Here is a 20434-nt window from a genome sequence, read left to right as displayed (position 1 = left end):
GCCTCAGCCGTCGGCGTGCGGGTGCAGCAGGACGGCGCAGCCGACCGAGCCGTCCGGGCCGACCGAGGTGACGAGGGCGGCCCGTTCGCCGCGGGTGTCGAGGTGGGGGTCGTGCCAGCGGGCGACGACGGCTGCGAGCTGGAGCGCGGCGCTCGCGCCGTGGGTCTCGCCGAGCACCTCCCCGACGCGCAGCAGGTGCCGGCCGCCGGGCCTGTCGGGTCCGTCGGGTCCGTCGAGTGCCGCGCGCAGGGCGCGTCGCTCCACGTCCGCCCAGCCCCGCCGGCCGGCCGCCCCGGGTGCGACGACGGCGATGTCGGCGGGCGCGACGCCGCTGCGGGCGAGGGCGTCCCGTACGCAGGTGGTGAGGCGGCGGGCGACGGCGAGGGGGCCGCCCGCGGCGAAACCGGTCCCGACGGCCATGAGGAGGGCGAGGGGGCTGTCGCCGCCGGCGCCGTCCCGGACGGTCCGCAGGGAGAACACCGCGGCGCCTTCGCCGAGGGCGGTTCCGGCCGTGAGCGCTCCCGTCCGGTGCCACGCCCAGGCGCTGTGGGGCGACAGCTCCTCCACGCCTCCGCTCAGCATGCGGCGGGCGTGGCCGGCGACGAGGGCGTTGCGGGCGAAGCGCAGTGCGTGCAGGGAGGCCAGCGGGCCTCCGGAGACGGTGGCGTTCGCGTCGGTGAGCCCGTGGCGGATGGCCGTGCGTCCGGCCACCGCGTTCATCAGGGTGCCCGGGAAGGCCGACGGGTTCACCATGTAGGGGCGTTCCCGGACGAAGGTGTCCCGGTTGAAGCGGCCGATGCCGCCGCTGCTGCCGATGGCGCTGCCGAGGACCACGCCGGTCCCGGAGCGGTCGTCGAGCGGTTCGAGCGCCAGGGTGCAGGCGGCCATGCCCAGGTGTTCGGCGCGTGTGAGGCGGCTCAGCCCCTTGGTGCCGAGGAGCTCGCCGGCGTCGAAGTCCGCCGGGCGCAGGGTGAGCGGCGGGTAGTCCTCCGCCTCGTGGGAGGCGGGCCGCGGGCCGCCGCCCGCCTCGCCGCGCCGCAGGGCGTCGGCGAGGGGGCCGAGTCCCGGGCCGGCCGCGCTGATCACGCCGGCGGTGTCCAGGGCCAGGGGGACCACGGTCCGCGGGGTGACGGTGGGACGTCGCTGGTCGTCCACGATGCTCATCCGGTGAACTCTCCGAAGATCGTCACGGCGTTGTTCCCGCCGAAGGCGAAGCCGTGGTTCTGTACGATGCGCGGCCGGGCGGCCCGGCCCCGCCCCTGGACGCAGTCGAGTCCGGGTCCCAGTGCCGGGTCCACCCGGCGGAGCGTGGCGCTCGGCGGGAGGAAGCCTTCGGACAGGGCCGCGCAGCACACCAGGGCCCCGAAGCCGGCGGCCGCTCCCATGGTGTGTCCGAGCATGGACTTGATCGAGCTGATCGGCGGGGGGCCGTCGGTGAACACCTCGCGCACGGCGGCCGTCTCCGTGGAGTCGTTCGCCTTGGTGCCGGTGCCGTGCGCGCAGATGTAGTCCACGTCGCCGGGCTTGATGCCGGCGTTGTGGTGGGCGCGCCGGATGCACTCGGCGATGGAGGCGGCGTCCGGGTTGGTCATGTGGGCGGCGTCGCAGGTCATGCCGTACCCGAGGATCTCGGCGTAGATCCGGGCCCCGCGTGCCAGCGCCGTTTCGAGGGGTTCGAGGAGCAGGGCCGCGCCGCCCTCCGCCGTGACGATGCCGTCGCGGTGTTCGTCGAAGGGGCGGGGGACGTCCGCGGCGAGGGCCCCGAGGCGGTGGAAGCCGGCGTGGGTGGCCCGGTTGGAGGCGTCGGCTCCGCCGCACAGGGCGGCGTCCGCCTCTCCCGTGCGGACCAGGTCGTAGCCGTAGCCGATGGCGTAGTTGCCCGCGGCGCAGGCGGTGCCGAGGGTGACGGACTCGCCGCTCAGGTCGAGTTCGGCGCTGACGGCGGCGGCGATCCGTCCGGCGTCGGCCTGGCCGGCGAGCACCGGGTCGAGCGCGGCGAGGCCGTCGTCGACCCATTGCCGGGTCAGTCCTTCCAGGACCAGGGACTCGCCGTTGGTCGTCCCGAAGCAGCTCGCCGTGTTCGACGCGCAGAGTACGGCCGGGTCCACCCCGGCGTCCGTGACCGCCATCCGCGCGGCGGCCGCGGCGAAGCGGCCGCTGCGGCCCCATCGCGCGGGGTCGGTTCCCCGCAGGTGCATCTCCGCGTGGAATCCGCGCACTTCACCGGCGAGGACCCGGTCGAAGCCGGTGCCGTCGAACTGGGCGATGGGGCCGATGCCGCTGCGCCCGGCCCGGATCGCCGCGGTGAGGGCCCGGGCGCCGAGCCCGAGGCTGCTCACCGCGCCGAGCCCGGTGACGACGACCCGGCGCCCGGTGGCGGAGGCCTCGTCAGACACTCAGCGCCTCCGGGGTGCTGTGCTTGGCGACCAGGCGGTAGGCGGTCGGCAGTTCGTCGAGCTCGACGAGTTCCTCCTGCGGGATCTGGATGCCGAGGTCGCGCTCGAAGCGCGAGTAGATCTCGATGATCAGCAGCGAGTCCGCGTCGAAGTCGTCGGCGAAGCTGCTCTCGTCGGTCAGCGCGTCGATGTCCGCTTCGAGGACGTCCGCCACGATGGCCCGTACCTGTGCGCGCCGGTCCTCGGATATCGCCGTGTCACTCATCTGACTGCCCTTCGGTTCGCTGGTGTGGGGGGCCGTAGCCCGGAGTTCTGCACGTCTCCGGTGCGGCCTGAACCAGCCAAACCCAGGCCTGGAGGCAGCGGCAAGCACTCCGAAAGTGACATGGGTGGTGCCTCCGCCAGGGTGCGGCCGTATGCCCATGGGGGTGTTCAGGACCGGCTGGGGGGATTTCCGGCCGGTTTTTGCCCGCGCTTTCATCGGGGCGCCCGAGGGTCCGGCCGTGAAGACGATTCGACGTGCGGACAGGTGGTGCGAGGGATGAGACCGACCGAGCCGGTGGGCATCGTGACGGCCGGGCTGTGGCTGCCCGAGGGGCGGTCCCGCGCCTCGGACGCGGTCGCCGCGGGACGGTTGCGCCGGCGCGACGCGGCGGACCTGGGCCATGAGAGCGTTCCGGACGCGGGGGCCGTCGCCCCGCCCGACGCAGCGGTCCTCGCGGCCCGCGGGGTGCTCGACTCGGCGGGCGTGGAAGCGGGCGAGCTGGAGGTGCTCGCGCACGCGTGGATGTACCACCAGGGGCACGACCTGTGGTCGCCCGCGCACTACGTCGCCCGCCGTCTCGACGCCCTGCGGGCGCTGCCGGTGGGCATCCAGCAGGTGTGCAACGGCGGCGCGGCCGCCATGGGGCTGGTGATGGCGTGGCTCGCCTCGCCGGACCCGGATCCCCCGGCGCGGCCGCGGCTGGGCCTGGTGACGACGGGAGACCGCTTCGCCGAGCCCGGCTTCGACCGCTGGGGAGGCGACTTCGGGGTGGCGTACGGCGACGCGGGTACGGCCGTGCTGCTGCGCCGGCCCGCGGCGGACGGTGACGTGCTGCTGCTGCGGTCGGTCGCGACGGTCGCGGACCCCCTGCTGGAGGAGATGCACCGGGGCGCGGACCCCTTCTCGCCGGTCGCCCGCGGACACCGCGACCGGGTCGACATGCGCGCCACCAAGCGGGCCTACCTGAGCGCCCACGGAGTGCTGCCGTTCACCACGTCCAACCGGCGGGCGATCCGCACGGTCGTCTCGCAGGCGCTGGCCGACGGCGGCATGGACGGGCGCGACCCGCGCCTGACCCATGTCGTGCTGCCCCGGTTCGGCGCGAAGACGCTGGCCGAGTCGTGGATCCCGGTCCTGGAGGAGCAGGTGGGCGGGGCCCGGCTGCTCGACCCCGGGCGGGAGACGGGGCACCTGGGCGCCGGCGACGCGGTCGCGGGGATCGCCGAGCTGACGGCCCGGGGCCTGCCCGCGCCCGGGGCCCGCGCCCTCGTCTTCAGCGCGGGGGCCGGCTTCACCTGGTCGTGCCTGCTGGTGGAGTCCCCGGCGCGATGACCTTCGCGCCGTTTCACGACGCCGGGCACGCGCCCGGTGTTCCGGAAGGAGAGCAACACATGTCACGTTCCGTCTTCGTCACCGGAGGCAACAGGGGTATCGGGCTCGCCGTGGCGCGGGCCCTGGCCGCCGACGGGGACCGGGTGGCGGTCGGCCACCGCACCGGGACACCGCCGGACGGGCTCTGGGGGGTGCGCTGCGACGTGACCGACGACGCCTCGGTCAAGGCCGCGTTCGCCGCCGTCGCGGAGCGGCAGGGTCCCGTGGAGGTGCTGGTGGCCAACGCGGGGATCACCCGGGACACCCTGCTGCTCCGCATGGACGACGCCGCGTTCGACGAGGTGGTGGAGACGAACCTGAAGGGTGTGTTCCGTACGGTGCGGGCGGCGGCGGGCGGCATGCTCGCCGCCCGCCGGGGCCGGATCGTACTGATGTCGTCCGCGCTGGGGTTCCTGGGCTCTCCCGGTCAGACCAACTACGCGGCGACGAAGACCGCGCTGCTGGGCTTCGCCCGCTCGCTCGCCTGGGAGCTGGGCCCGCGCGGCATCACGGTGAACCTGGTGGCGCCGGGGATCATCGACACGGACATGACGAGCGGGCTGACCGAGCGGCGGATGAAGGAGTGCATGGCGATGACTCCGCTGCGCCGGCCGGGTACGCCCGAGGAGGTCGCCGCGGCGGTCCGCTTCCTCGCCTCGGAGCAGGCCGGTTACGTGACCGGCGCGGTCCTGCCCGTGGGCGGCGGCATCGGCATGGGCATCTGACCCCGCCGCGCCGCCGCCGCGACCCCTAGCTCAGAACGGCCTGCGGCACGGCGTGCGGGGCGCGGGCACGGAGTACGGCGTCCGGGAGGCGGCGGACGTCCCGCACGCCGCGGGGGGCGGTCACGGGTGGAGCGATCAGGCCGCGCTCCACCGCCTTGTTGGCCGCCTCCACCCGCGATCCCGCGTCGAGCTTGTCGAAGATGTTGCGCATGTGGCGTTTCACCGTCCCTTCGGCGATGTCGAGCCGGCGTGCGATGCGGTAGTTGCTCAGTCCGCCGGCGGCCAGCTCCATGACCTGCGTCTCTCGGACCGAGAGCGGCGCGATGTCCGCGGCCGCGGGGGCGGCCAGGCTCCGGGCGGAGAGCGAGATGGTGACCCGGCTGCCGCCGGCGCAGACGTCGCGCACGGCGCCGGCCAGCGACTGGTGGCTCACGGTCTTGTGGAGGAACCCCCGGATGCCCAGCGGCAGCAGCGCCTGGACCAGCCCGGGGTCGTCGTGCATGGTCAGCACCAGGATCTGCGTCTCCGGCGCTACCCGGCGCAGGTGCCGGACGGTGGCGGCAGGGTCGTGGTTGCCGGGCATCTCGATGTCCAGCAGGAGTACGCGGGGCCGGAGTTCGGCGGCCAGGCGTACGGTCTCGGCGGCGTCGCCGGCCACCCCTGCGACCTCGAAGTCCTCCTCCGTGTCGAGGAGTTCCGCCAGCGCGTCACGCAGCAGGGTGTGGTCGTCGGCTATCAGGATGCGAATGAGTTCCATGTCTCCCCCGGGTGCGGCCCGTGGCCGCCGGTCAGCGGCACCCACAGCAGCAGCCGGGTGCCCTTTCGCGGAGCGCTGAGCAGCAGGCAGCGCCCGCCCATCTGCGCCACCCGCTCGCGCATGGCCGTCAGTCCGCCCCGGTGGCCGCCGGCGGTGTCCTGGCGGAAGCCCCGGCCGTCGTCGGCGGCCCGGACCGCGACGCGGTGGCCCGAGATCCGTACGCCGATCGTGACGGCCCGCGGATCGGCGTGGGTGAAGGAGTTGCGCAGGAACTCCCCGACGACGAGGACGATCTCGCGGCGGAGGGCGGGCGGCACGCGGGACCCGTCGCCCTCCACCGTCAGGCGGAGCGGAAGTCGGTCCAGGTTGAGCCGGTCCGCCTGGCGGCGCAGCGATTCCTCCAGGCCGTCCCGCCCGGTGGCCCCGGCGTCGCGCAGTCCGGCGACCAGGCCTCGGGTGAGGGCGGTGGCCTCCCGCAGGGCGTCGTGGACCGCGGCGAGGTGCCGCTCGACGTCCGGATCGTCCGGGCCCGCCGTCCGGGTCTTGACCCGGTGGAGCTCCAGGTGGCGGAGGGCCAGGGCGAGGCTGCCTCCGAGGTGGTCGTGGACGTCGCGGGCCATCCGGCCGCAGCAGTCGTCGCCGGGCGCCGGCCGGCGCTCCTGCAGTTCCACAGGACGTAAGCGGTCCGGGTGCCCGCGCGTCGCGGGGCCGGCGGCCGCGTCGAGGACGGGGGCGCCTTCCGCGCGTTCCGCGCCGTCCGAGCAGTCCGCCGCGCCGTGTTCGCCGCCGTGGTCCGGCACAGAGATGTCTGCCACGCAAGCCTCCCCCATCGGGCCCCCGTACCGGCCGGCCGACTGCTGTCGGCTGCCGAGGCCCATTCGCCCGTTCATCTCAGCTAACGGTCCGACCGTAGGTGCGGCCCTGCGGGCTGTCAACTAGGATTGGCCGCCGTCACCCTGCTGGTTCACGCTGGCGGACGAGAAGGAGCGTTGATGCCCTCTTTGGCAGACAAGGTCGACAAACTCTTCAGGACCATCCGCACCAACGGCCGCGAGTACACGTACGACGAGGTCGCCCGCGGCTGCAGCGAACTGAGCGGCGGCACGTTCTCCAAGACGTACGTCTGGCAGCTGCGCACCGGACAGCGCGACAACCCGACCAAGCGGCACCTGGAGGCGCTGGCGGCGTTCTTCCGCGTGCCCGCCGCGTACTTCTTCGACGACGGCACCGCCGAGCGGGTCGACGCGCAGCTCGCCCTCGCCTCGGCCATGGGCAACGCCGAGGTGCGGGACATCGCGCTGCGGGCGATGAGCATGGACGACTCCGGCCGCAAGCACCTGGCGCGCATCATCCGGGAGGTCAGCCTGCTGCACTCGGCGGCCTCGCGCGGACAGTCGGGCCGGGGCGGCGGGACGGCCGACGATCCGGAGGGCAGAGACACCGGCGGCCCGGCGGGTGCCGGGGAATAGACCGCCCATGCGATTCCCACAGCGGCTCCGGCGCCGCGGCGACCTCCGGGCGCTGCGCCGGGAGAGCCGGCAGCGGCTGGCCTCCTTCGGGCTGCCCGGGTCCTACGACCTCATGACCCTGTGCGACCACCTCAGCGGTTCCCGGGGCCGGCCCATCCACCTGCTGCCCATGCCCCTGGGCACGTCCGGCCCGTGCGGACTGTGGCTGGCCTTCGCGGACGCCGACTACGTCGTCTACGAGCAGCACACCAGCCGACACCACCAGGAGCACATCATCGCCCACGAGCTCGCGCACATGGTGTGCGGCCACCGCAGCGACACCGCCGAATCGGACGCCGTCACCACCCTCTTCCCGGACCTCGACCCCTCCTTGGTGCAGGACCTGCTGTGCCGCGACACCTACTCCGACAGCCAGGAACGGGAGGCCGAGGTGATGGCGTTCCTCCTCGGCGAGGGACTGCGCTCGCAGCCCGGCACGGCCGCCGCCGAGGCGGACGGGGTGCTCGGCCGGATCCAGGGCTCCCTCGACTGGCGCCGCCGGGGCCGGGCATGAACAGTCTCCGCTACCCGCTGGGCGCACTGATCTGCTGGTTCGCGTTCGCCCGCACCCTCCCGCCGGTCCTGCGGCGCGGACGGGAACCGGCGCTCGTCGCCCTGTGCGCGTCCTTCGGCTGCCAGGGCATGTACCTCGCCATGTCCACGCCCGCCCACCTGACCGGAAAGCTCTTCGGCACGGTCACCTGGTACAACGTGTCCGTCCAGATGTGGATCATCGCGGCGATCGCCTGCCAGCAGGTGCTGCTCATCCACTGGCTGCACCCGAGGGAGGAGGCCCGCGCCCGAGCGCGCCGCCGGCTGGCCCTGCTGGCCTGCGTACCGCTCGCCATGGCCGTCCTCTTCGAGCTCGCCCTGCTGCACGGCCACCCCCGGAACACGTTCGCGCACCCGCGCGAACAGCCGTACTTCGTGGCCTACCAGGTCGTCTACCTCACGGCCTTCACCCTCGGGAAGGCCGTGGTGGCGAAGGCGTGCCGGTTCTACGCCCGGCTCACCGAGGACGTCTGGCTCCGGCGCGGTCTGCGGACGGCGGCGGTCGGCGCGTGCCTCGACCTCGTCTACTCCCTGGGGCGGTTCGCGGACATCTTCCTCGTGCACCGCGGCTGGGACCCGGCCGCCGCGGCAGGGGTCATCCGGACCTGTCTGACGGTGGGGCTGACCCTGAACACCATCGGGTGGACGGCGCCGCTGTGGGGCCCGCGCGTGGAGGCGGTACGGGCCTGGTGGGCCGACTACCAGCGCTTCCGCCGGCTGCGCCCGCTCTGGTACGCCCTGTACCGGGCCCACCCCGAGACGTCCCTGCAACCGGCTCCCCGCAGCGACCTGTTCGCCCTGTGGGACCTGCGCTTCCGCCTGCACCGGCGGGTGATCGAGATCCGGGACGGCTGTCTGGCCCTGGGCGGGCGGGTCTCCCCCGGGCTGGCCCCCGCCCCGGGCCCCGACGGGACCGAGGAGGAGCGTGCGGGGTGGGAGGCGGCGCGCATCGCCGCCGCCCTCGCCGCGCGTGCCGGGCGGGGCGGCGGGGAGTACCGGGGGGAAGCCGCCGCGCCCGTGGCGGTGAGCCCGGACGACCTGGACTTCAACGCCGATGTGCGGTGGCTCGTCCAGGTCTCCCGGGCCTTCGCCCTCATGCCCGCCGCCCGGCCGGAGTCCGACAGCGTGGCGGCCGCCGCCCCGTGACCGTCCTCAGCCCGCGAACGCCGTGGGAGGCAGGCCCTGTCCGGCGCCGGGCACGACGAAGACGCTGCCCGCCAGCGGTTCGTCGTGCTCGGGAGCGCGCCGTGCCGTGGTGACGTAGAGGTCGGTCAGGTCCGTCCCGCCGAAGCCGCACGCCGTGGTGAGCGCGGCGGGGAAACGGATCTCCCGGTCGAGCGTGCCCCCGGGCGTGTAGCGGCGGACCGCCCCGCCGCGGAAGAGGGCCACCCACACCCCGCCGTCGGTGTCGACGCACAGGCCGTCGGGCACACCCGCCGTGCCGGTCAGTTCGGCGAACGGGCGCGGGGCGGAGGCCTCCCCCGTGGACAGGTCGTAGTCGAGCACGTCGATGCGGCACGTGGGGGTGTCGACGAAGTACATCCGCCCGCCGTCCGGGCTCCAGGCGATGCCGTTGCTCAGGCTGGTCCCCGACAGCGCACGGTGCGTGGCGCCCCCCGGGGAGACGCGGCCCAGCCAGCCCGGGGCGGACGGGCCGGCGATGGTTCCGACCCAGAGGCGGCCCCGCGCGTCGACGCCCGCGTCGTTGCCCCGTACCCCTTCGGCCGACCAGTCGGCCAGGGGGCGCAGCGTCCCGTCGGGCTCGCTCACCGCCACGCCGTCGCGCATGCTCAGCACCAGGCCGCCGCCCGCCCGGGGCTTGGCGGCGGCGACGGGCTGTTCGAAGCGGAGGACCGCCGCGGCTCCGCCGGAGGGGCTCAGCCGGTGCACCTCGCAGCGGTTCATGTCGACCCACAGCAGCGTTCCGTCGGCCGCGTCCCAGGTCGGGCATTCGGCGAAGGCCGCCACCGCGCGCAGCGCCACCTCCACGCTCACCGCACGCCCCCCGCCCGGCCGGCGCCCTCCGGTGCCGACCACACGGCCTCGGCCGCGTCCAGCAGGACCGCCGCACCGTCACCGTCGAGCACGTCGGCGACGGGGAGCCCCAGATGCCGGAGCCTGCGTACGTTGTCCCGGCCGCGGGTGGCGATGCCCGCGACGGGGGCGCCGCCGAGGGCTTCGACCATGCGGATCTCCGTCTCCAGGTCGGCGAGCGGCAGATGGTCCCAGTGGTAGCGCGAGGCGCGCCGGGCGTCGTGCGCGAAGATGACCGCGTCGGGCTGCGAGCCCTGGAGGATCGCGGTGGCCAGACCGCCGAACGCCGGGTGCATCACGGACGCCTGGCCCTTGATGATCAGCAGGTCGTGGCGGGGGTCGGCCTGCTGGACCAGGTGCTCGACGAGCCCCGCCGCCTGGAACACCGGTGTCCGGTCGATGATCGCGCCTTCGGTGCATCCGGCGAGCAGACACGTCTGGCCGGTTCCCACGTAGCCGGAGTCGGTCCCGCGGGAAAGGGCTTCCCGGTGCATCTGGAGAGCGGTGGTGCGCTTTCCCACGACGCAGTCGCTGCCGGCGACGTGAATCAGTTTGGCGCGTCGCCTGGGAACCCGTCCGGAATATTTGGGCAGTACGTCATAAGGGCGTCTCACGTCGACAATGCGCTGCCCTTCCGAGAGCATCCCGGCGAGTTCCGTTTCGAGCAGCTGGACATGGAGACAGGAAATGACGTGCAGACCGCCGCGGACGGCGGTGCGTATCTCGTCCCACCAGAGTTCCGGCAGGTCGCCCGGATCCCTCGGCGTGTGGAGGAGTTTCCCGTCGACCGTTTCGCCGAAATCGGATTCGGTCAGCGCCACCACGAGGGCCTGGGGGCCGTATTTCACGGCCTCCGCGACGGATCCGACGACCGGGATGTCGGTGCCCGGCAGCACGGACGCCGAGGTCGGGTGGGGGTGGGAGCGGTCGACGACCGCGACGGGGCGGAGCACCGTACTGTGCCGGATCACCCCCTGGACGGTCTTCCCCTCGGGATGGGCGAACACCCCGTCGGCGAACAGAACGGCGGGTAAGGGCAGTTGTGAGAATTCGGAAAGAAGCACCGTGTCATCCTAACTACCGCAACCCGGCGGCCACTCCGGTCAAATGCCTTGCCTCCGAGTGGAGTTCGTCACGGAACGGGTCGCTCAGTGCCGCGACCGTCCCGTCCGGCCGTACGAGAACGGCACACGGGCGAGTCAGCCTCAGCAGGGAGTGGCCGATCTCGTCCGCATCGGAAATCACCGTGACCCTGAGGCTGTCGTGGGCCTTCCGGAAGATGTCGGCCACTCCCGTGACGTCCCTGCGGTGCCTGCCCGTTCCGGGGAACAGCAGCAGCAGCGGCGCCGGGTCTCCCAGCTCGTCGCGCAGCCAGCGCCCGCGCCCGGCGTCGAGCGGTACGTCCGGCAGCCGCATCCCGGTCCGCAGGTGGCCGGCCTGCCGCCGCGGGCCCGGATGGGCGAACGACAGCTGGGCCTGGCGCGGTACGACGACGCGGTTCAGGACACCGCTGCGCCCCGCGGCGCCCAGCGCCGCGTCCCGGGCACGCGCGCGCCAGCCGCTCATCGTCCACATGCGCGTCTGCAGGTCGGTGTCGCCGACCACGGCCCGCGCGACCGTGAGCCGCTCCTCCTCCCACTGTGCGAGCGTCTCCTCGCCCCACCGGCCCTCGTGCACCCCTGCCAGCCTCCAGGCCAGCGAAGCGGCGTCCTCGATACCGGTGTTCAGCCCCTGGCCGCCCGCCGGGCTGTGGATGTGCGCGGCGTCGCCCGCCAGCAGGACCCGGCCGGACCGCAGCCGGTCGGCCACCTTGCGGTGCACCCGGAACACGCCGGTGCGCTGCTCGCCGAGCAGCTCGATCGGCACCGGGCAGCGTTCCGAGGCCGCGCGCTGCACGGCGTCCCGGGGGTCGTCCACGGGCTGGTCGGGGGCCGCGCTCACGAACGTCCGGTACATGCCGCCCGGCAGCCCCACCACCACGAGCACTCCGGCGGCGGACATGAAGTAGTGGACCTCGTCGTGGGCCAGCGAGGTGCGGACCGGCCCGTCGGTGAGCAGGAACTGCTGCGGGTACGAGCTGCCCCGGAAGGGCACGCCCAGGACCTCGCGGACCCTGCTGTGCGCGCCGTCGCAGCCGACGAGCCAGGCGAAGCGTTCCGTCACCCGGCCCCCCGCCGTCTCCAGCTCGGCGCTCACCCCGGCGGCGTCCTGGGTGAAGGAGGTCAGGGAGGTCCCGAACTCGATCGTCCCGCCCAGCTCCCGGAAGGTGTCCCGCAGGACCGCCTCGGTCTCCTGCTGCGGGATCGACAGGGCGTACGGGTAGCGGGTGCGGCGCATCCCGCCGAAGGCCAGCCGGGCCACGCGCTCGCCCTGGGAGTGGTAGTTCTGCGCGCGCAGCACCACGCCGCGCCGGTGCAGTTCGTCCGCGGCGCCGAAGCGGGCCAGGGCCTCGATGCCCCGTGGCCACAGGGCGATCGCCTTGGAGTGGGGGTTGGGGCGCTCGGAGCGGTCGACGACGCGCACCGGCACGCCCCGCCGGAGGAGTTCGATCCCCGTCACGAGCCCCACCGGGCCCGCTCCGACGACGAGCACCTGCGGTGATTCGGTCATGATCCCACCTTCTGTACGGATGTCTCTTTAGGCGCAGCCATGCGCTTCTTGCGGGGCAGAGCCGCCGGACGCGGCCCGCGCGCGTGCTTGTATTCCAGCCGTTGAACGGCGATGCGCACGGTGTCGCCGGCGGACTGACGGAGGTGCTGGCAGCAGTGGCCGGCCAGATCTGCTTCTCGGTGCTCGGGGCTCTCGGAGTCTCCGCGGGCACCACCCCTCAAACCCTGCGCGGCCCGATGGTGAACAAGGTGATGGCCCTGCTCCTGCTGCGGGCGGGGCAGGTGGTGGAGGTCGACGCCTTCGTCGACGAGCTGTGGGAGGAGCGGCCCCCGCGCTGGGCCGTCAGCACCCTGCGCACGCACGTCTACCACCTGCGCCGCCAGCTCGACGAACTCCTGGGGCCCGCGTCCCGGCAGCTGCTGCGCACCGGCCGGTCCGGCTACCTCCTGGACATCGACCCCGAGCAACTGGACGCCACTCGGTTCACGCGGCTCTTCCGGGAGAGCGAGCGGCTGCTCGCCCGGGACCGGGTGGACGAGGCCGCCGCCGCCTGCGACGCGGGGCTGGCGCTGTGGCGGGGCCGCGCCCTGGCCACGGTCCGCCCGGGGCGGGTCCTGGCCGGTCACGTCCAGTACCTGGAGGAGTTGCGCGTACGGGCCCACCAGGTGCGCGTCGAGGCGGAGATGCGCCGCGGCCGTCACACCCACCTCGTACCCGAACTGCGCGACCTGGTCGCCTCGCACCCCTTCAACGAGTGGTTCCACCACTCGCTGATCGAGTCCCTGCGGGAGTCCGGCCGACGCGGTGAGGCGCTCAGCGCCTTCCAGGAGCTCAGGACCATGCTCCGGGACGAGCTGGGTCTCGAACCCGCCGACGCTCCGGTGTGGAGCGTGCCGGCGTGACCGGGTCGCGCGCCTTCCCCCCATGGGCCCCTCCTTCGTCTGCCTGAGGGCCCATGCTGGGGCGCCGCCATGAAAGCCGGATAAAAGCGGGCGGAGGAACTGCCGGATGGACGGGAAGTGCCACTTTGGAGGCACGGGCGGCCCCTCCCCGAGGAGTACGGGGACCCCGGCCCTGGCGGTGCGCCCCGCGCGGGGCGTGATCGCCGTACTGCGCCTGCCGGGCGCGCGGGAGGACGGGGGCGGGGAGGACATGCACCCCGAGGAGCGGGCCCTGATGCGGGGAACCCCGCCGGCCCGCCGCCGGGACTTCGCGGCGGGGCGCGCCGCGGCCGCCGACGCGCTGCGGCTGCTGGGCCGGTCGGGGCCGGTGCTGCGCGAAGGCCGGCGCCCCCGGTTCCCGGCGGGGGTGCGGGGGTCCATCAGCCACTGCCGGGGCGCGGTCGCCACGTGCCTGGCGACCGCCCGGCCGGACGTGTCCGCCGTGGGGGTGGACGTCGAACGCGTCGGCCGCCTCCCCCCGGAGGCGGCCGGACTCGTGTGCACACCGCGGGAGCGCGACCTGGTGGCCGGCGGCGACCCGGGCGGACGGCTCCTCACGGTGGTGTTCTCGGCGAAGGAGGCCTTCTACAAGGCGGCCACCGCCCTGGGCCTCCCCCGCGAGCCGGTCTTCCACGACCTGGAGGTCTCCCCGGTCCCCGGGCCCGGGAACGGCACCGGGCTGTGCCTGACCCCCGTGCCCGGGCTCCTCCCCGACGGATGCACCGTCGGGGGGCAGGTCCGGTCCGTGGGCCCGTACGTGTGGACGACCGTGCTGCTCCGCGCCGGCGGCGGGCCCCGGTGATCCGGTCGGCGAGGGCGTCAGGCGGGCTTCTCCGCCGCCTTGTCGGCCGGGGCCGGGTCCGCGTCCTGGGGCTGTGACCCGGCGGGCGGCTCCGGGACGGGCGGGGTGCGGACCAGGAGCGCGATCAGCACGGTCAGTCCGCCGAGTACGGCGCCGACGCCGAATCCCCACCGGACGCCCGTGGCCAGGGCTCCGGTGGCGTCGGCGCCGTCGGCAGCCGCCGTGGCGGCGTGTCCCGACATGACGCTGATGACCAGGGCCGTTCCGGCGGCGGCCGCGACCTGCTGGAGCGAGCCCAGGATGGCGGAGCCGTGGGGGTAGAGGTGCGGCGGCAGTACGGACAGGCCCGAGGTGAAGACGGGGGTGAAGACGAACGCCATGCCGACGCTCAGGGCCACGTGGAGGGCGAGCACCAGCCAGGGAGAGGTCCCCTCGCCCGTGAGGGCGAACAGTGCGAGGCAGAGCGCCGTGAGCACGGCTCCGGGCACGACCAGGCGCGGTGCGCCGAGCCGGTCGTAGAGCTTGCCGACCTGCGGTCCGAGCAGGCCCATGGTCAGGCCGCCGGGGATGAGGAGCAGCCCGGTCTGCAGCGAGGTCAGGCCGCACACCTCCTGCAGGTAGATCGGCAGGAGGATGAACGCGCCCATGAGGCCCATGAAGGACAGGCACATCAGGGCGAGCGCCACGGAGAAGTGCCGGAAGGTCAGGGCGCGGAGGTCGAGCAGCGGCGTGGACGAGCGCTGCAGCGCCAGCTGCCGCCAGGCGAACAGGGCCACCAGCACCGCGCCCACCACGGTCGTGACCGCCGGGGACACGGGGGCCTGGGAGGCGGCCCCGGCGCCGAGCTCGCTCAGGCCGTAGACCAGGGCGCCGAAGCCCGCCGCCGCCAGCGGGACGGACACCCAGTCGATCGGGCCGGCCTGCGGCTCGCCGACGTTGACCAGGGTGCGCCGGCCGAAGACGGCCATGGCTCCCGCGATGGGCAGTACGGCCAGGAACAGCAGGCGCCAGCTCCCCAGTTGCAGCAGCACGCCGGAGACGGCGGGGCCGAGGGCGGGGGCGACGGAGATGACGAGGGTGATGTTGCCCATGACGCGGCCGCGGTCGTGCGGGGGCACGAGGGTCATCAGCGTCGTCATGAGCAGCGGCATCATGACGGCGGTGCCACTGGCCTGGACGACGCGGGCGGCCAGCAGTACGGGGAAGGCGGGCGCGGCGGCGGCCAGGGCCGTTCCGGCGAGGAACAGCGCCATGGCGAGGCCGAAGGCGGTCCGGGTCGTCACGCGCTGGAGGAACCACCCCGTCACCGGGATGACGACGGCCATGGTCAGCATGAAGGCCGTGGACAGCCACCCGGCGGCCGCCGCGGTGACGTCGAACTCGCGCATGAGCCTCGGGATGGCGTTGACCATGATCGTCTCGTTGAGGAAGACGACGAACGTGGACAGCACGAGGACCCGCAGCACGGCGGTGACCCGGGCGGGCGGGTGGGCGGGCGTTGCGGGGAGTGCGGGGGGTACTGGCATGGTGCCTTCCGTCGTGTGAGCGTCCTGCGCGCGTGGCCTGTCACGAAGACAGACCTCGCCACCGGGAGGAACTCATCGGTGTTCCCCGATCCTGTCCGTACCGGGGTCAGGGCTCAAACCATTTTGTCGGACCGGACCGGGCCGCACGTCACTCCGGATGGTTCCGGATGTCCCGCCCGCGGGGCGCCCGGCCGTCAGGGCGCGGTCTCGAACTTCGGGGCCTTCAGGCCCTTCAGGCAGTCCGTGTCCGGTGCGGCGGGGTCGTCGAAGAAGGAGACGGTGATCTCCTGGGCGCACTTCGACGTCGCGAACACCACGTGGGGTTCGTAGGGGATCGTGAAGGCGTGGGCCTTGCTCAGGGTCCGGGCCACGTACGCACCGTTGCTCGCCGCGGTCTGGGCGTCGAACGCGCCCGAGAGCACGAGGGCGGGGATGTCACTCGTCGTGACGTCGCGGATGGAGCCGGGCGCCGCGGGGGCCTTCCAGACGTCGCAGTCGGGGCGGAGGAAGGTGAGCCCCGGTGCCTGGGCCTGTACCGAGGCCGGGAAGGACGGGAAGGCCTCCTCGCCCGCTCGGAGCGCTTGGGCTTCGGTCTCGTAGGGCGTCCACTCGCTGCAGAAGACTCCGTAGACGAGCCCGTGCGACAGCCGTCCGATGGCCTGGGGGCTGTACTTGCCGCTCGCCCACTGTTCGGCGATCCGCTGGGGCTTGCCGTTGGCCAGTTCGTCGAGTGCCCGCGGTACCTGGGGGGCCACGTGCGTGGCGGCGGTCATCCAGTTCACCAGGGCGCCGCCGTCCAGGACGACCTTCACCTGCTTCTTGCCGTCGGGCAGTGTGACGGTGGTGGTGACCGGCTTGGCCTCCAGTTCACGGACGAGGCGTTCGAAGGTGGCCGCCAGGTCGGGGTAGCGGCTGTTGCAGGCCGGGTCGTCCGCGCAGGCCTTGAAGAGGCCTCCGAAGCCCTGCTTGGCCGCCTGCCAGGTCACGGCCGAACCTCCGGTGGAGGGCGGCAGGATGCCGTCGATGCCCACGGACCGGATGCCCTCGGGGTGCAGGCGCATGTGGACGAGGGCCAGTTGCGTGCCATAGGAGATGCCGAAGACGTTCCACTCCTTGAGCCCGAGCGTCTTGCGCAGGTCCGCGAGGTCGGCGGAGCTCTCGATGTCGTTGTAGGCGCTGAGGTCCGCGCCGCTCGCCGCCAACTTGTCGCGGCAGGCCTTCGTGGCCGCGACGTGCTCGCGCTCGGTGGACGGCGCGTCGTAGACGAGCCCGGTCGCGCGCGCGTTGAACTCGTCGATGTTGCGGCAGGTGAGCGCCGGGTCGGCCGAGTACGTTCCGCGCTGGGACATGAAGATCACGTCGCGGTCGCGGTTCAGACCGCCGTCGACCGCCATCTTCGCCTCTCCGACCGCGTCGTCGCCGGGCCCGCCGGCGAGCCAGACGATCGGGTCGGGTTTCGGTTCGGCGGCCTTCGCCGCGACGACCGCGACGCCGAGGGTGATATTCCGGCTGTCCGGCTTCGTGCGGTTCTCGGGCACGGTGAGCGTTCCGCAGCGCGCCCCGTCGAGTTCGGCGACCGGGTCCGCCGTCTTGGGGCAGGGCCCGGGTTCGAAGCGGGCGTCGCCCACGGTCCGGGCGACCGTCCCGATCGCCGGCCCGTCGTCCGCGCCCGTGCCGGATTGCGCTTGGGCGGGCGCCGCGAGCAGGCCCGTGACGAGGACACCGGCGGCCACGGCGGCCGACCTGGCGTGCAGCCGTCGCGCGGTGCGGCGACGGGGCGTGGGGTTGAGAGGCATCTGCCCTCCCGGTCACTTCGTGGTGATGGTGAACGGGGCCGGCGTGAGGTCGGCCACGCAGCCGGTGTCGGGTGCGGTCGGACGTGCGAGGAACGAGGCGAGCACCTGCTGCGCGCACTTCGACTGCGGGACCACCCAGTGCCCGATCCCGGGGATCAGCACGGAGGTGGAGCGGGACAGGGTGCGGGAGGCGTCCTTCGCGTAGCTCGCCCCGGTCTTCATGTCGAACGTCCCGGAGATGACGAGCGAGGGCACCGAACTGACGGTGGCCACCCGGTGTTCGGCCGCGTTGTCGGCGACGTTCCAGACCTTGCACACGTCGTACTGGAAGGGGAGTTGCGGTGTCTGGGCCAGGACCGTTTCCGGCCAGCCGGGGAAGGCCTCGCGCCCGGCGGCCAGCACGTCGGGCTCCGAGGTGCCCGGTACCCACTCGCCGCACGCCACCGACTCCGTGAGTCCGTGCGCGGTCTGGCCGACGGCCGCGACGGAGTCCCTCGCGCGGCCCTGGGCGAAGCGCTCCGGGTTGCCCCGGCCGAGCTCCTCGATCGCGGCCGGGAGGTCGACGGGCTTGACGTTGAAGCCGACCATCATGTTGAGCAGGGTGCCTCCGTCGAGGACGACCTTCACCGGGTTCCCGCCGCCCGGCGGACGGGCGTCCGGCGTCAGGGGGTTCGCCTCCAGCTTGGCCACCTGTTCGTCCAGGGTCTTGCGGAGGTCGGGGTAGCGGCTCTTGCAGGCGGATTGGGCCGCGCAGGCGTCGAAGACGGCGTCGAGTCCTTCCCGGGCGCTGCTCCAGCCCCACGGCAGGATCGTGACCTGCGGGGGGCTGAGCGAGTCGATGGCCAGGGAGCGGATCCCCTGGGGGTGCAGCCGCAGGTAGGTGAGGCCCAGGTTGGAGCCGTACGAGTACCCGTACACGTTCCACTGCGCGATGCCGAGGGCCGTGCGCAGGTCGGCGAAGTCGGCGGCGTTCTCGGTGCTGTTGTAGGCGCTCAGGTCGGTCCCGTCGGCCGTCAGGCGGTCCCGGCACTCCTTGACCGCCTTCAGCATCAGCTGCTTGGCCTCCGGCGCGTCCCAGCCGAAGGCGACGGCCTCCGCGTTGGACCGGTCGATCTCCGGGCAGGCCAGGTTCGGCTGGTCGTAGAGGTTGCCGCGCTGGGCCATGACGATCAGTTCGCGGTCCTTGTTCAGACCGGAGTCGATCAGGAAGGGGATGTCGTCGAAGGTGTCGCCGCCGGGGCCGCCCGCCATGAACACCACCGGGTCCGGGGCGGGCTTCGCCGAGGCGGCCTTGATGACCGCCACGGCCAGCTTGATGGTCCGGCCGCCGGGGCGGGCCCGGTTCTCGGGGACTTCCAGGTACCCGCACCGTGCCGTGCTCAGCGCCTCGATCGGCTCGGGCGTCCTGGGGCAGGGGCCGGGCACGAACCGTGCGGACGGCGCCGCCGAGCCGGTCCCTGCGGGCTGCGCCGGTGCCGCGGCGGCGGTGCCCTGCGCCGGTCCGAACGCCGACAGGCAGGCGAGGGCGGCCGCGGCGGCCGCCGCGTTGAGGGTGTGCTTCGCCATACCGATCCCGCTCCTCGGCCGACTTCCCCGAGCTGCCCGGCTGGTCCGTGCCCAGCGGTGCGGACGGAACGCATGCGAGTCAACGCTACCGCCGGGTCGGGACCCCCGCACATCAGCGGTGCGTCACCGGTCCTGGACGCGCCGGAACGGGTGCTCGGCCTCCAGCTGGAAGGCGATCTCCAGCAGCTTGCGCTCGCCGCCGGGGCGGGCGGAGAACATGACGCCCACGGGCAGTCCGTCCTGCGTCGTGGTCGGCGCGGGGAGCGAGACCGAAGGGGTGCCGACGACGTTGTCGACCGGTGTGAAGGCCACGTACGCGAGGATCCGCTCGATCAGCGTCGGATAGGGAACGGCCGGGCTGAGGTGGCCGATCGCCGGCGTGGTGTGGGCGAGGACGGGGGTGAGGACGAGGTCGAGCCCGCGGAAGGCGGCCGCGTACGCCTCCTTGGTCCGCTTCAGCCTGCGCAGTACCCCGGGGGTGCGCCGCCAGTTCTCCAGGTACGTCTGGCGCAGCCCCCTGCTGAGAGCGTCCATGCGGTCGCGGTCGAAGTCCGTGCCGAGGGTGCGGCCCGTGGCGCCTATGAGGAAGGACAGCATTCCCCAGTAGGTGAGGAAGTCGTCGGTGAAGGCGGGGTCGATGGCCATCTCCACCGGCTCCACGGTGTGCCCGAGCCCCTGGAGCACCGCCGCCGTACGGGCGACCGCCTCCCGGGTGGCGTCGTCGGACCGGACGCCGTTCGGCGAGTCCGCCAGGAAGCCGATGCGCAGCCGCTGCCCCGAGGGGCCTTCGGCCAGGCCCACGGGCGGCAGCGCGGGGTTGCGCCAGTACGTCTCGGCGGCGGAGAGGAAGGCGGCGGCGTCGCGCACGGAGCGGCTCACGATGCCGTCGCAGACGAGGTCGAGGGGGAGCCGGCGGCTCTGGTCGTTCGGCACGACCCGGCCGCGGGTCGGCTTGAGGCCGACGAGGCCGCAGCAGGCGGCGGGTATCCGGATCGAGCCGCCGCCGTCGTTGGCGTGCGCGAGGGGCACGGCTCCGGCGGCGACGAGGGCCGCCGCCCCGCCCGAGGAGCCGCCGGCGGAGCGGCCCGTGTGCCAGGGGTTGCGGACCGGTTCGGCGTCCTCGTACTCGGTGCTGGGGCTGAAGCCGAACTCGGGCAGCCGGGTCTTGCCGAGCACGGTGACGCCGCTGCTCAGCAGCTGCCGGGCGAAGGGCGCGTGCCGCCGCGCCGGGCCGGGCCGGAAGGCGGTGCTGCCGTGGCCGGTGGGCAGCCCCCGGTAGTCGGTGTTGTCCTTGACGAAGGTCGGCACGCCCGCGAAGGCGCCGGTGCCCGCCGCGCCCGTGGGAGCGGCGGGGTCCGTGTACGCCTGGACGGCGTTGAGCCGGTCCTCGACCGCGCGGACCCGTTCCCGGGCGTCCCGGGCGGCCTCGGCGGCGGAGACCTCGCCCCGCCGGATCGCGGCGGCGAGGCCGACGCCGTCGTGCTCGCCCAAGGCGTCGTCCCGGAACGCGTGCACCCTGGTCCGGTCGCCGGTCCGGTCGTCGAAAGTGGTCACCGCTGATCAGCCCCCGCCGTGTGAGTGGTCG

General features: G+C 73.8%; 19 protein-coding genes. 7 read left to right on the top strand and 12 right to left on the bottom strand.

Annotated elements, in window-relative coordinates; translation table 11 throughout:
• Positions 1-3: 3 nt before the first annotated feature.
• From ACZ597_RS09685 to ACZ597_RS09675, 3 genes are read right to left on the bottom strand one after another with little or no spacing between them, the layout of a single operon-like run.
• Positions 4-1164 (bottom strand): beta-ketoacyl synthase N-terminal-like domain-containing protein, encoded by a 1161-nt coding sequence (locus ACZ597_RS09685; RefSeq protein WP_471327312.1) that lies wholly within the window; start codon positions 1162-1164, stop codon positions 4-6.
• The gene (locus tag ACZ597_RS09680) at positions 1161-2396 is read right to left on the bottom strand and encodes a beta-ketoacyl-[acyl-carrier-protein] synthase family protein (RefSeq protein WP_471327309.1); all 1236 of its coding nucleotides are present in this window, start codon (positions 2394-2396) and stop codon (positions 1161-1163) included. Before ACZ597_RS09680 ends, ACZ597_RS09685 begins: the two co-directional genes overlap by 4 nt.
• Complete coding sequence (locus tag ACZ597_RS09675) at positions 2389-2661, bottom strand: acyl carrier protein (protein WP_471327306.1); 273 nt, start codon at positions 2659-2661, stop codon at positions 2389-2391. Before ACZ597_RS09675 ends, ACZ597_RS09680 begins: the two co-directional genes overlap by 8 nt.
• A gap of 276 nt (positions 2662-2937) precedes the next feature.
• On the opposite strand from ACZ597_RS09675, the gene ACZ597_RS09670 reads away from it, so the two are divergent.
• Both ACZ597_RS09670 and fabG read left to right on the top strand, forming a co-directional pair.
• A complete protein-coding gene (locus ACZ597_RS09670; protein ID WP_471327304.1) occupies positions 2938-3993 on the top strand; it encodes a beta-ketoacyl-[acyl-carrier-protein] synthase family protein in 1056 nt (351 codons plus the stop codon).
• Positions 3994-4052: 59 nt separating this feature from the next.
• The gene (gene fabG, locus ACZ597_RS09665; protein WP_471327301.1) at positions 4053-4757 is read left to right on the top strand and encodes a 3-oxoacyl-ACP reductase FabG; all 705 of its coding nucleotides are present in this window, start codon (positions 4053-4055) and stop codon (positions 4755-4757) included.
• Positions 4758-4782: 25 nt separating this feature from the next.
• Here fabG and ACZ597_RS09660 read toward each other — a convergent pair whose 3' ends face one another.
• A complete protein-coding gene (locus tag ACZ597_RS09660) occupies positions 4783-5514 on the bottom strand; it encodes a response regulator (RefSeq protein WP_471327299.1) in 732 nt (243 codons plus the stop codon).
• Complete coding sequence (locus ACZ597_RS09655; RefSeq protein ID WP_471327297.1) at positions 5493-6329, bottom strand: sensor histidine kinase; 837 nt, start codon at positions 6327-6329, stop codon at positions 5493-5495. Before ACZ597_RS09655 ends, ACZ597_RS09660 begins: the two co-directional genes overlap by 22 nt.
• Positions 6330-6506: 177 nt before the next feature.
• On the opposite strand from ACZ597_RS09655, the gene ACZ597_RS09650 reads away from it, so the two are divergent.
• From ACZ597_RS09650 to ACZ597_RS09640, 3 genes are read left to right on the top strand one after another with little or no spacing between them, the layout of a single operon-like run.
• A complete protein-coding gene (locus tag ACZ597_RS09650; RefSeq protein ID WP_471327295.1) occupies positions 6507-6983 on the top strand; it encodes an XRE family transcriptional regulator in 477 nt (158 codons plus the stop codon).
• A 7-nt stretch (positions 6984-6990) separates the two neighbouring features.
• Positions 6991-7536, top strand: a complete 546-nt coding sequence (locus tag ACZ597_RS09645; RefSeq protein WP_471327293.1) for a toxin — start codon at positions 6991-6993, stop codon at positions 7534-7536.
• Positions 7533-8720, top strand: a complete 1188-nt coding sequence (locus tag ACZ597_RS09640; RefSeq protein ID WP_471327291.1) for an MAB_1171c family putative transporter — start codon at positions 7533-7535, stop codon at positions 8718-8720. Before ACZ597_RS09645 ends, ACZ597_RS09640 begins: the two co-directional genes overlap by 4 nt.
• Before the next feature lie 6 nt (positions 8721-8726).
• Here the strand turns inward: ACZ597_RS09640 and ACZ597_RS09635 are convergent, their stop codons facing one another.
• Genes ACZ597_RS09635 through ACZ597_RS09625 form a run of 3 tightly spaced genes read right to left on the bottom strand, consistent with a single transcriptional unit; the run spans position 8727 to position 12218 of the window.
• Positions 8727-9569 carry an SMP-30/gluconolactonase/LRE family protein gene (locus ACZ597_RS09635; protein WP_471327288.1) on the bottom strand — a complete coding sequence of 281 codons (843 nt, stop codon included), beginning with the start codon at positions 9567-9569 and terminating at the stop codon, positions 8727-8729.
• Positions 9566-10672 (bottom strand): DUF1611 domain-containing protein, encoded by a 1107-nt coding sequence (locus tag ACZ597_RS09630; RefSeq protein ID WP_471327285.1) that lies wholly within the window; start codon positions 10670-10672, stop codon positions 9566-9568. Before ACZ597_RS09630 ends, ACZ597_RS09635 begins: the two co-directional genes overlap by 4 nt.
• A gap of 13 nt (positions 10673-10685) precedes the next feature.
• Positions 10686-12218: an FAD-dependent oxidoreductase gene (locus ACZ597_RS09625; RefSeq protein ID WP_471327282.1), complete on the bottom strand. Its 1533-nt coding sequence runs from the start codon at positions 12216-12218 to the stop codon at positions 10686-10688.
• Between the two features lie 101 nt (positions 12219-12319).
• Between ACZ597_RS09625 and ACZ597_RS09620 the strand changes: the two genes are divergently transcribed.
• Complete coding sequence (locus tag ACZ597_RS09620) at positions 12320-13120, top strand: AfsR/SARP family transcriptional regulator (RefSeq protein ID WP_471327279.1); 801 nt, start codon at positions 12320-12322, stop codon at positions 13118-13120.
• A 106-nt stretch (positions 13121-13226) separates the two neighbouring features.
• Positions 13227-13961 carry a 4'-phosphopantetheinyl transferase superfamily protein gene (locus ACZ597_RS09615; protein ID WP_471327276.1) on the top strand — a complete coding sequence of 245 codons (735 nt, stop codon included), beginning with the start codon at positions 13227-13229 and terminating at the stop codon, positions 13959-13961.
• Between the two features lie 17 nt (positions 13962-13978).
• Here ACZ597_RS09615 and ACZ597_RS09610 read toward each other — a convergent pair whose 3' ends face one another.
• The 4 genes from ACZ597_RS09610 to ACZ597_RS09595 all read right to left on the bottom strand — a co-directional run bounded on the left by ACZ597_RS09610 (position 13979) and on the right by ACZ597_RS09595 (position 20403).
• The gene (locus tag ACZ597_RS09610; RefSeq protein WP_471327274.1) at positions 13979-15487 is read right to left on the bottom strand and encodes a DHA2 family efflux MFS transporter permease subunit; all 1509 of its coding nucleotides are present in this window, start codon (positions 15485-15487) and stop codon (positions 13979-13981) included.
• A gap of 194 nt (positions 15488-15681) precedes the next feature.
• A complete protein-coding gene (locus ACZ597_RS09605; RefSeq protein ID WP_471327272.1) occupies positions 15682-17283 on the bottom strand; it encodes an alpha/beta fold hydrolase in 1602 nt (533 codons plus the stop codon).
• 12 nt (positions 17284-17295) lie between these two features.
• A complete protein-coding gene (locus ACZ597_RS09600) occupies positions 17296-18849 on the bottom strand; it encodes an alpha/beta fold hydrolase (RefSeq protein WP_471327269.1) in 1554 nt (517 codons plus the stop codon).
• 123 nt (positions 18850-18972) lie between these two features.
• Positions 18973-20403: an amidase gene (locus ACZ597_RS09595; protein WP_471327267.1), complete on the bottom strand. Its 1431-nt coding sequence runs from the start codon at positions 20401-20403 to the stop codon at positions 18973-18975.
• Between the last annotated feature and the right edge of the window lie 31 nt (positions 20404-20434).

The organism is Streptomyces sp. NPDC040718 (assembly GCF_055593565.1).
Note: the sequence above shows the minus strand (reverse complement) of the source record. Positions and strands in the feature narration are given on the sequence as shown.

Bases quoted from the DNA above. Each gene is read 5' to 3' on its own strand.
- ACZ597_RS09685 (WP_471327312.1), bottom strand. From the start codon at position 1,164: ATGAGCATCGTGGACGACCAGCGACGTCCCACCGTCACCCCGCGGACC.
- ACZ597_RS09675 (WP_471327306.1), bottom strand. From the start codon at position 2,661: ATGAGTGACACGGCGATATCCGAGGACCGGCGCGCACAGGTACGGGCC.
- ACZ597_RS09670 (WP_471327304.1), top strand. From the start codon at position 2,938: ATGAGACCGACCGAGCCGGTGGGCATCGTGACGGCCGGGCTGTGGCTG.
- fabG (WP_471327301.1), top strand. From the start codon at position 4,053: ATGTCACGTTCCGTCTTCGTCACCGGAGGCAACAGGGGTATCGGGCTC.
- ACZ597_RS09660 (WP_471327299.1), bottom strand. From the start codon at position 5,514: ATGGAACTCATTCGCATCCTGATAGCCGACGACCACACCCTGCTGCGT.
- ACZ597_RS09650 (WP_471327295.1), top strand. From the start codon at position 6,507: ATGCCCTCTTTGGCAGACAAGGTCGACAAACTCTTCAGGACCATCCGC.
- ACZ597_RS09645 (WP_471327293.1), top strand. From the start codon at position 6,991: ATGCGATTCCCACAGCGGCTCCGGCGCCGCGGCGACCTCCGGGCGCTG.
- ACZ597_RS09640 (WP_471327291.1), top strand. From the start codon at position 7,533: ATGAACAGTCTCCGCTACCCGCTGGGCGCACTGATCTGCTGGTTCGCG.
- ACZ597_RS09625 (WP_471327282.1), bottom strand. From the start codon at position 12,218: ATGACCGAATCACCGCAGGTGCTCGTCGTCGGAGCGGGCCCGGTGGGG.
- ACZ597_RS09615 (WP_471327276.1), top strand. From the start codon at position 13,227: ATGGACGGGAAGTGCCACTTTGGAGGCACGGGCGGCCCCTCCCCGAGG.
- ACZ597_RS09610 (WP_471327274.1), bottom strand. From the start codon at position 15,487: ATGCCAGTACCCCCCGCACTCCCCGCAACGCCCGCCCACCCGCCCGCC.
- ACZ597_RS09605 (WP_471327272.1), bottom strand. From the start codon at position 17,283: ATGCCTCTCAACCCCACGCCCCGTCGCCGCACCGCGCGACGGCTGCAC.
- ACZ597_RS09600 (WP_471327269.1), bottom strand. From the start codon at position 18,849: ATGGCGAAGCACACCCTCAACGCGGCGGCCGCCGCGGCCGCCCTCGCC.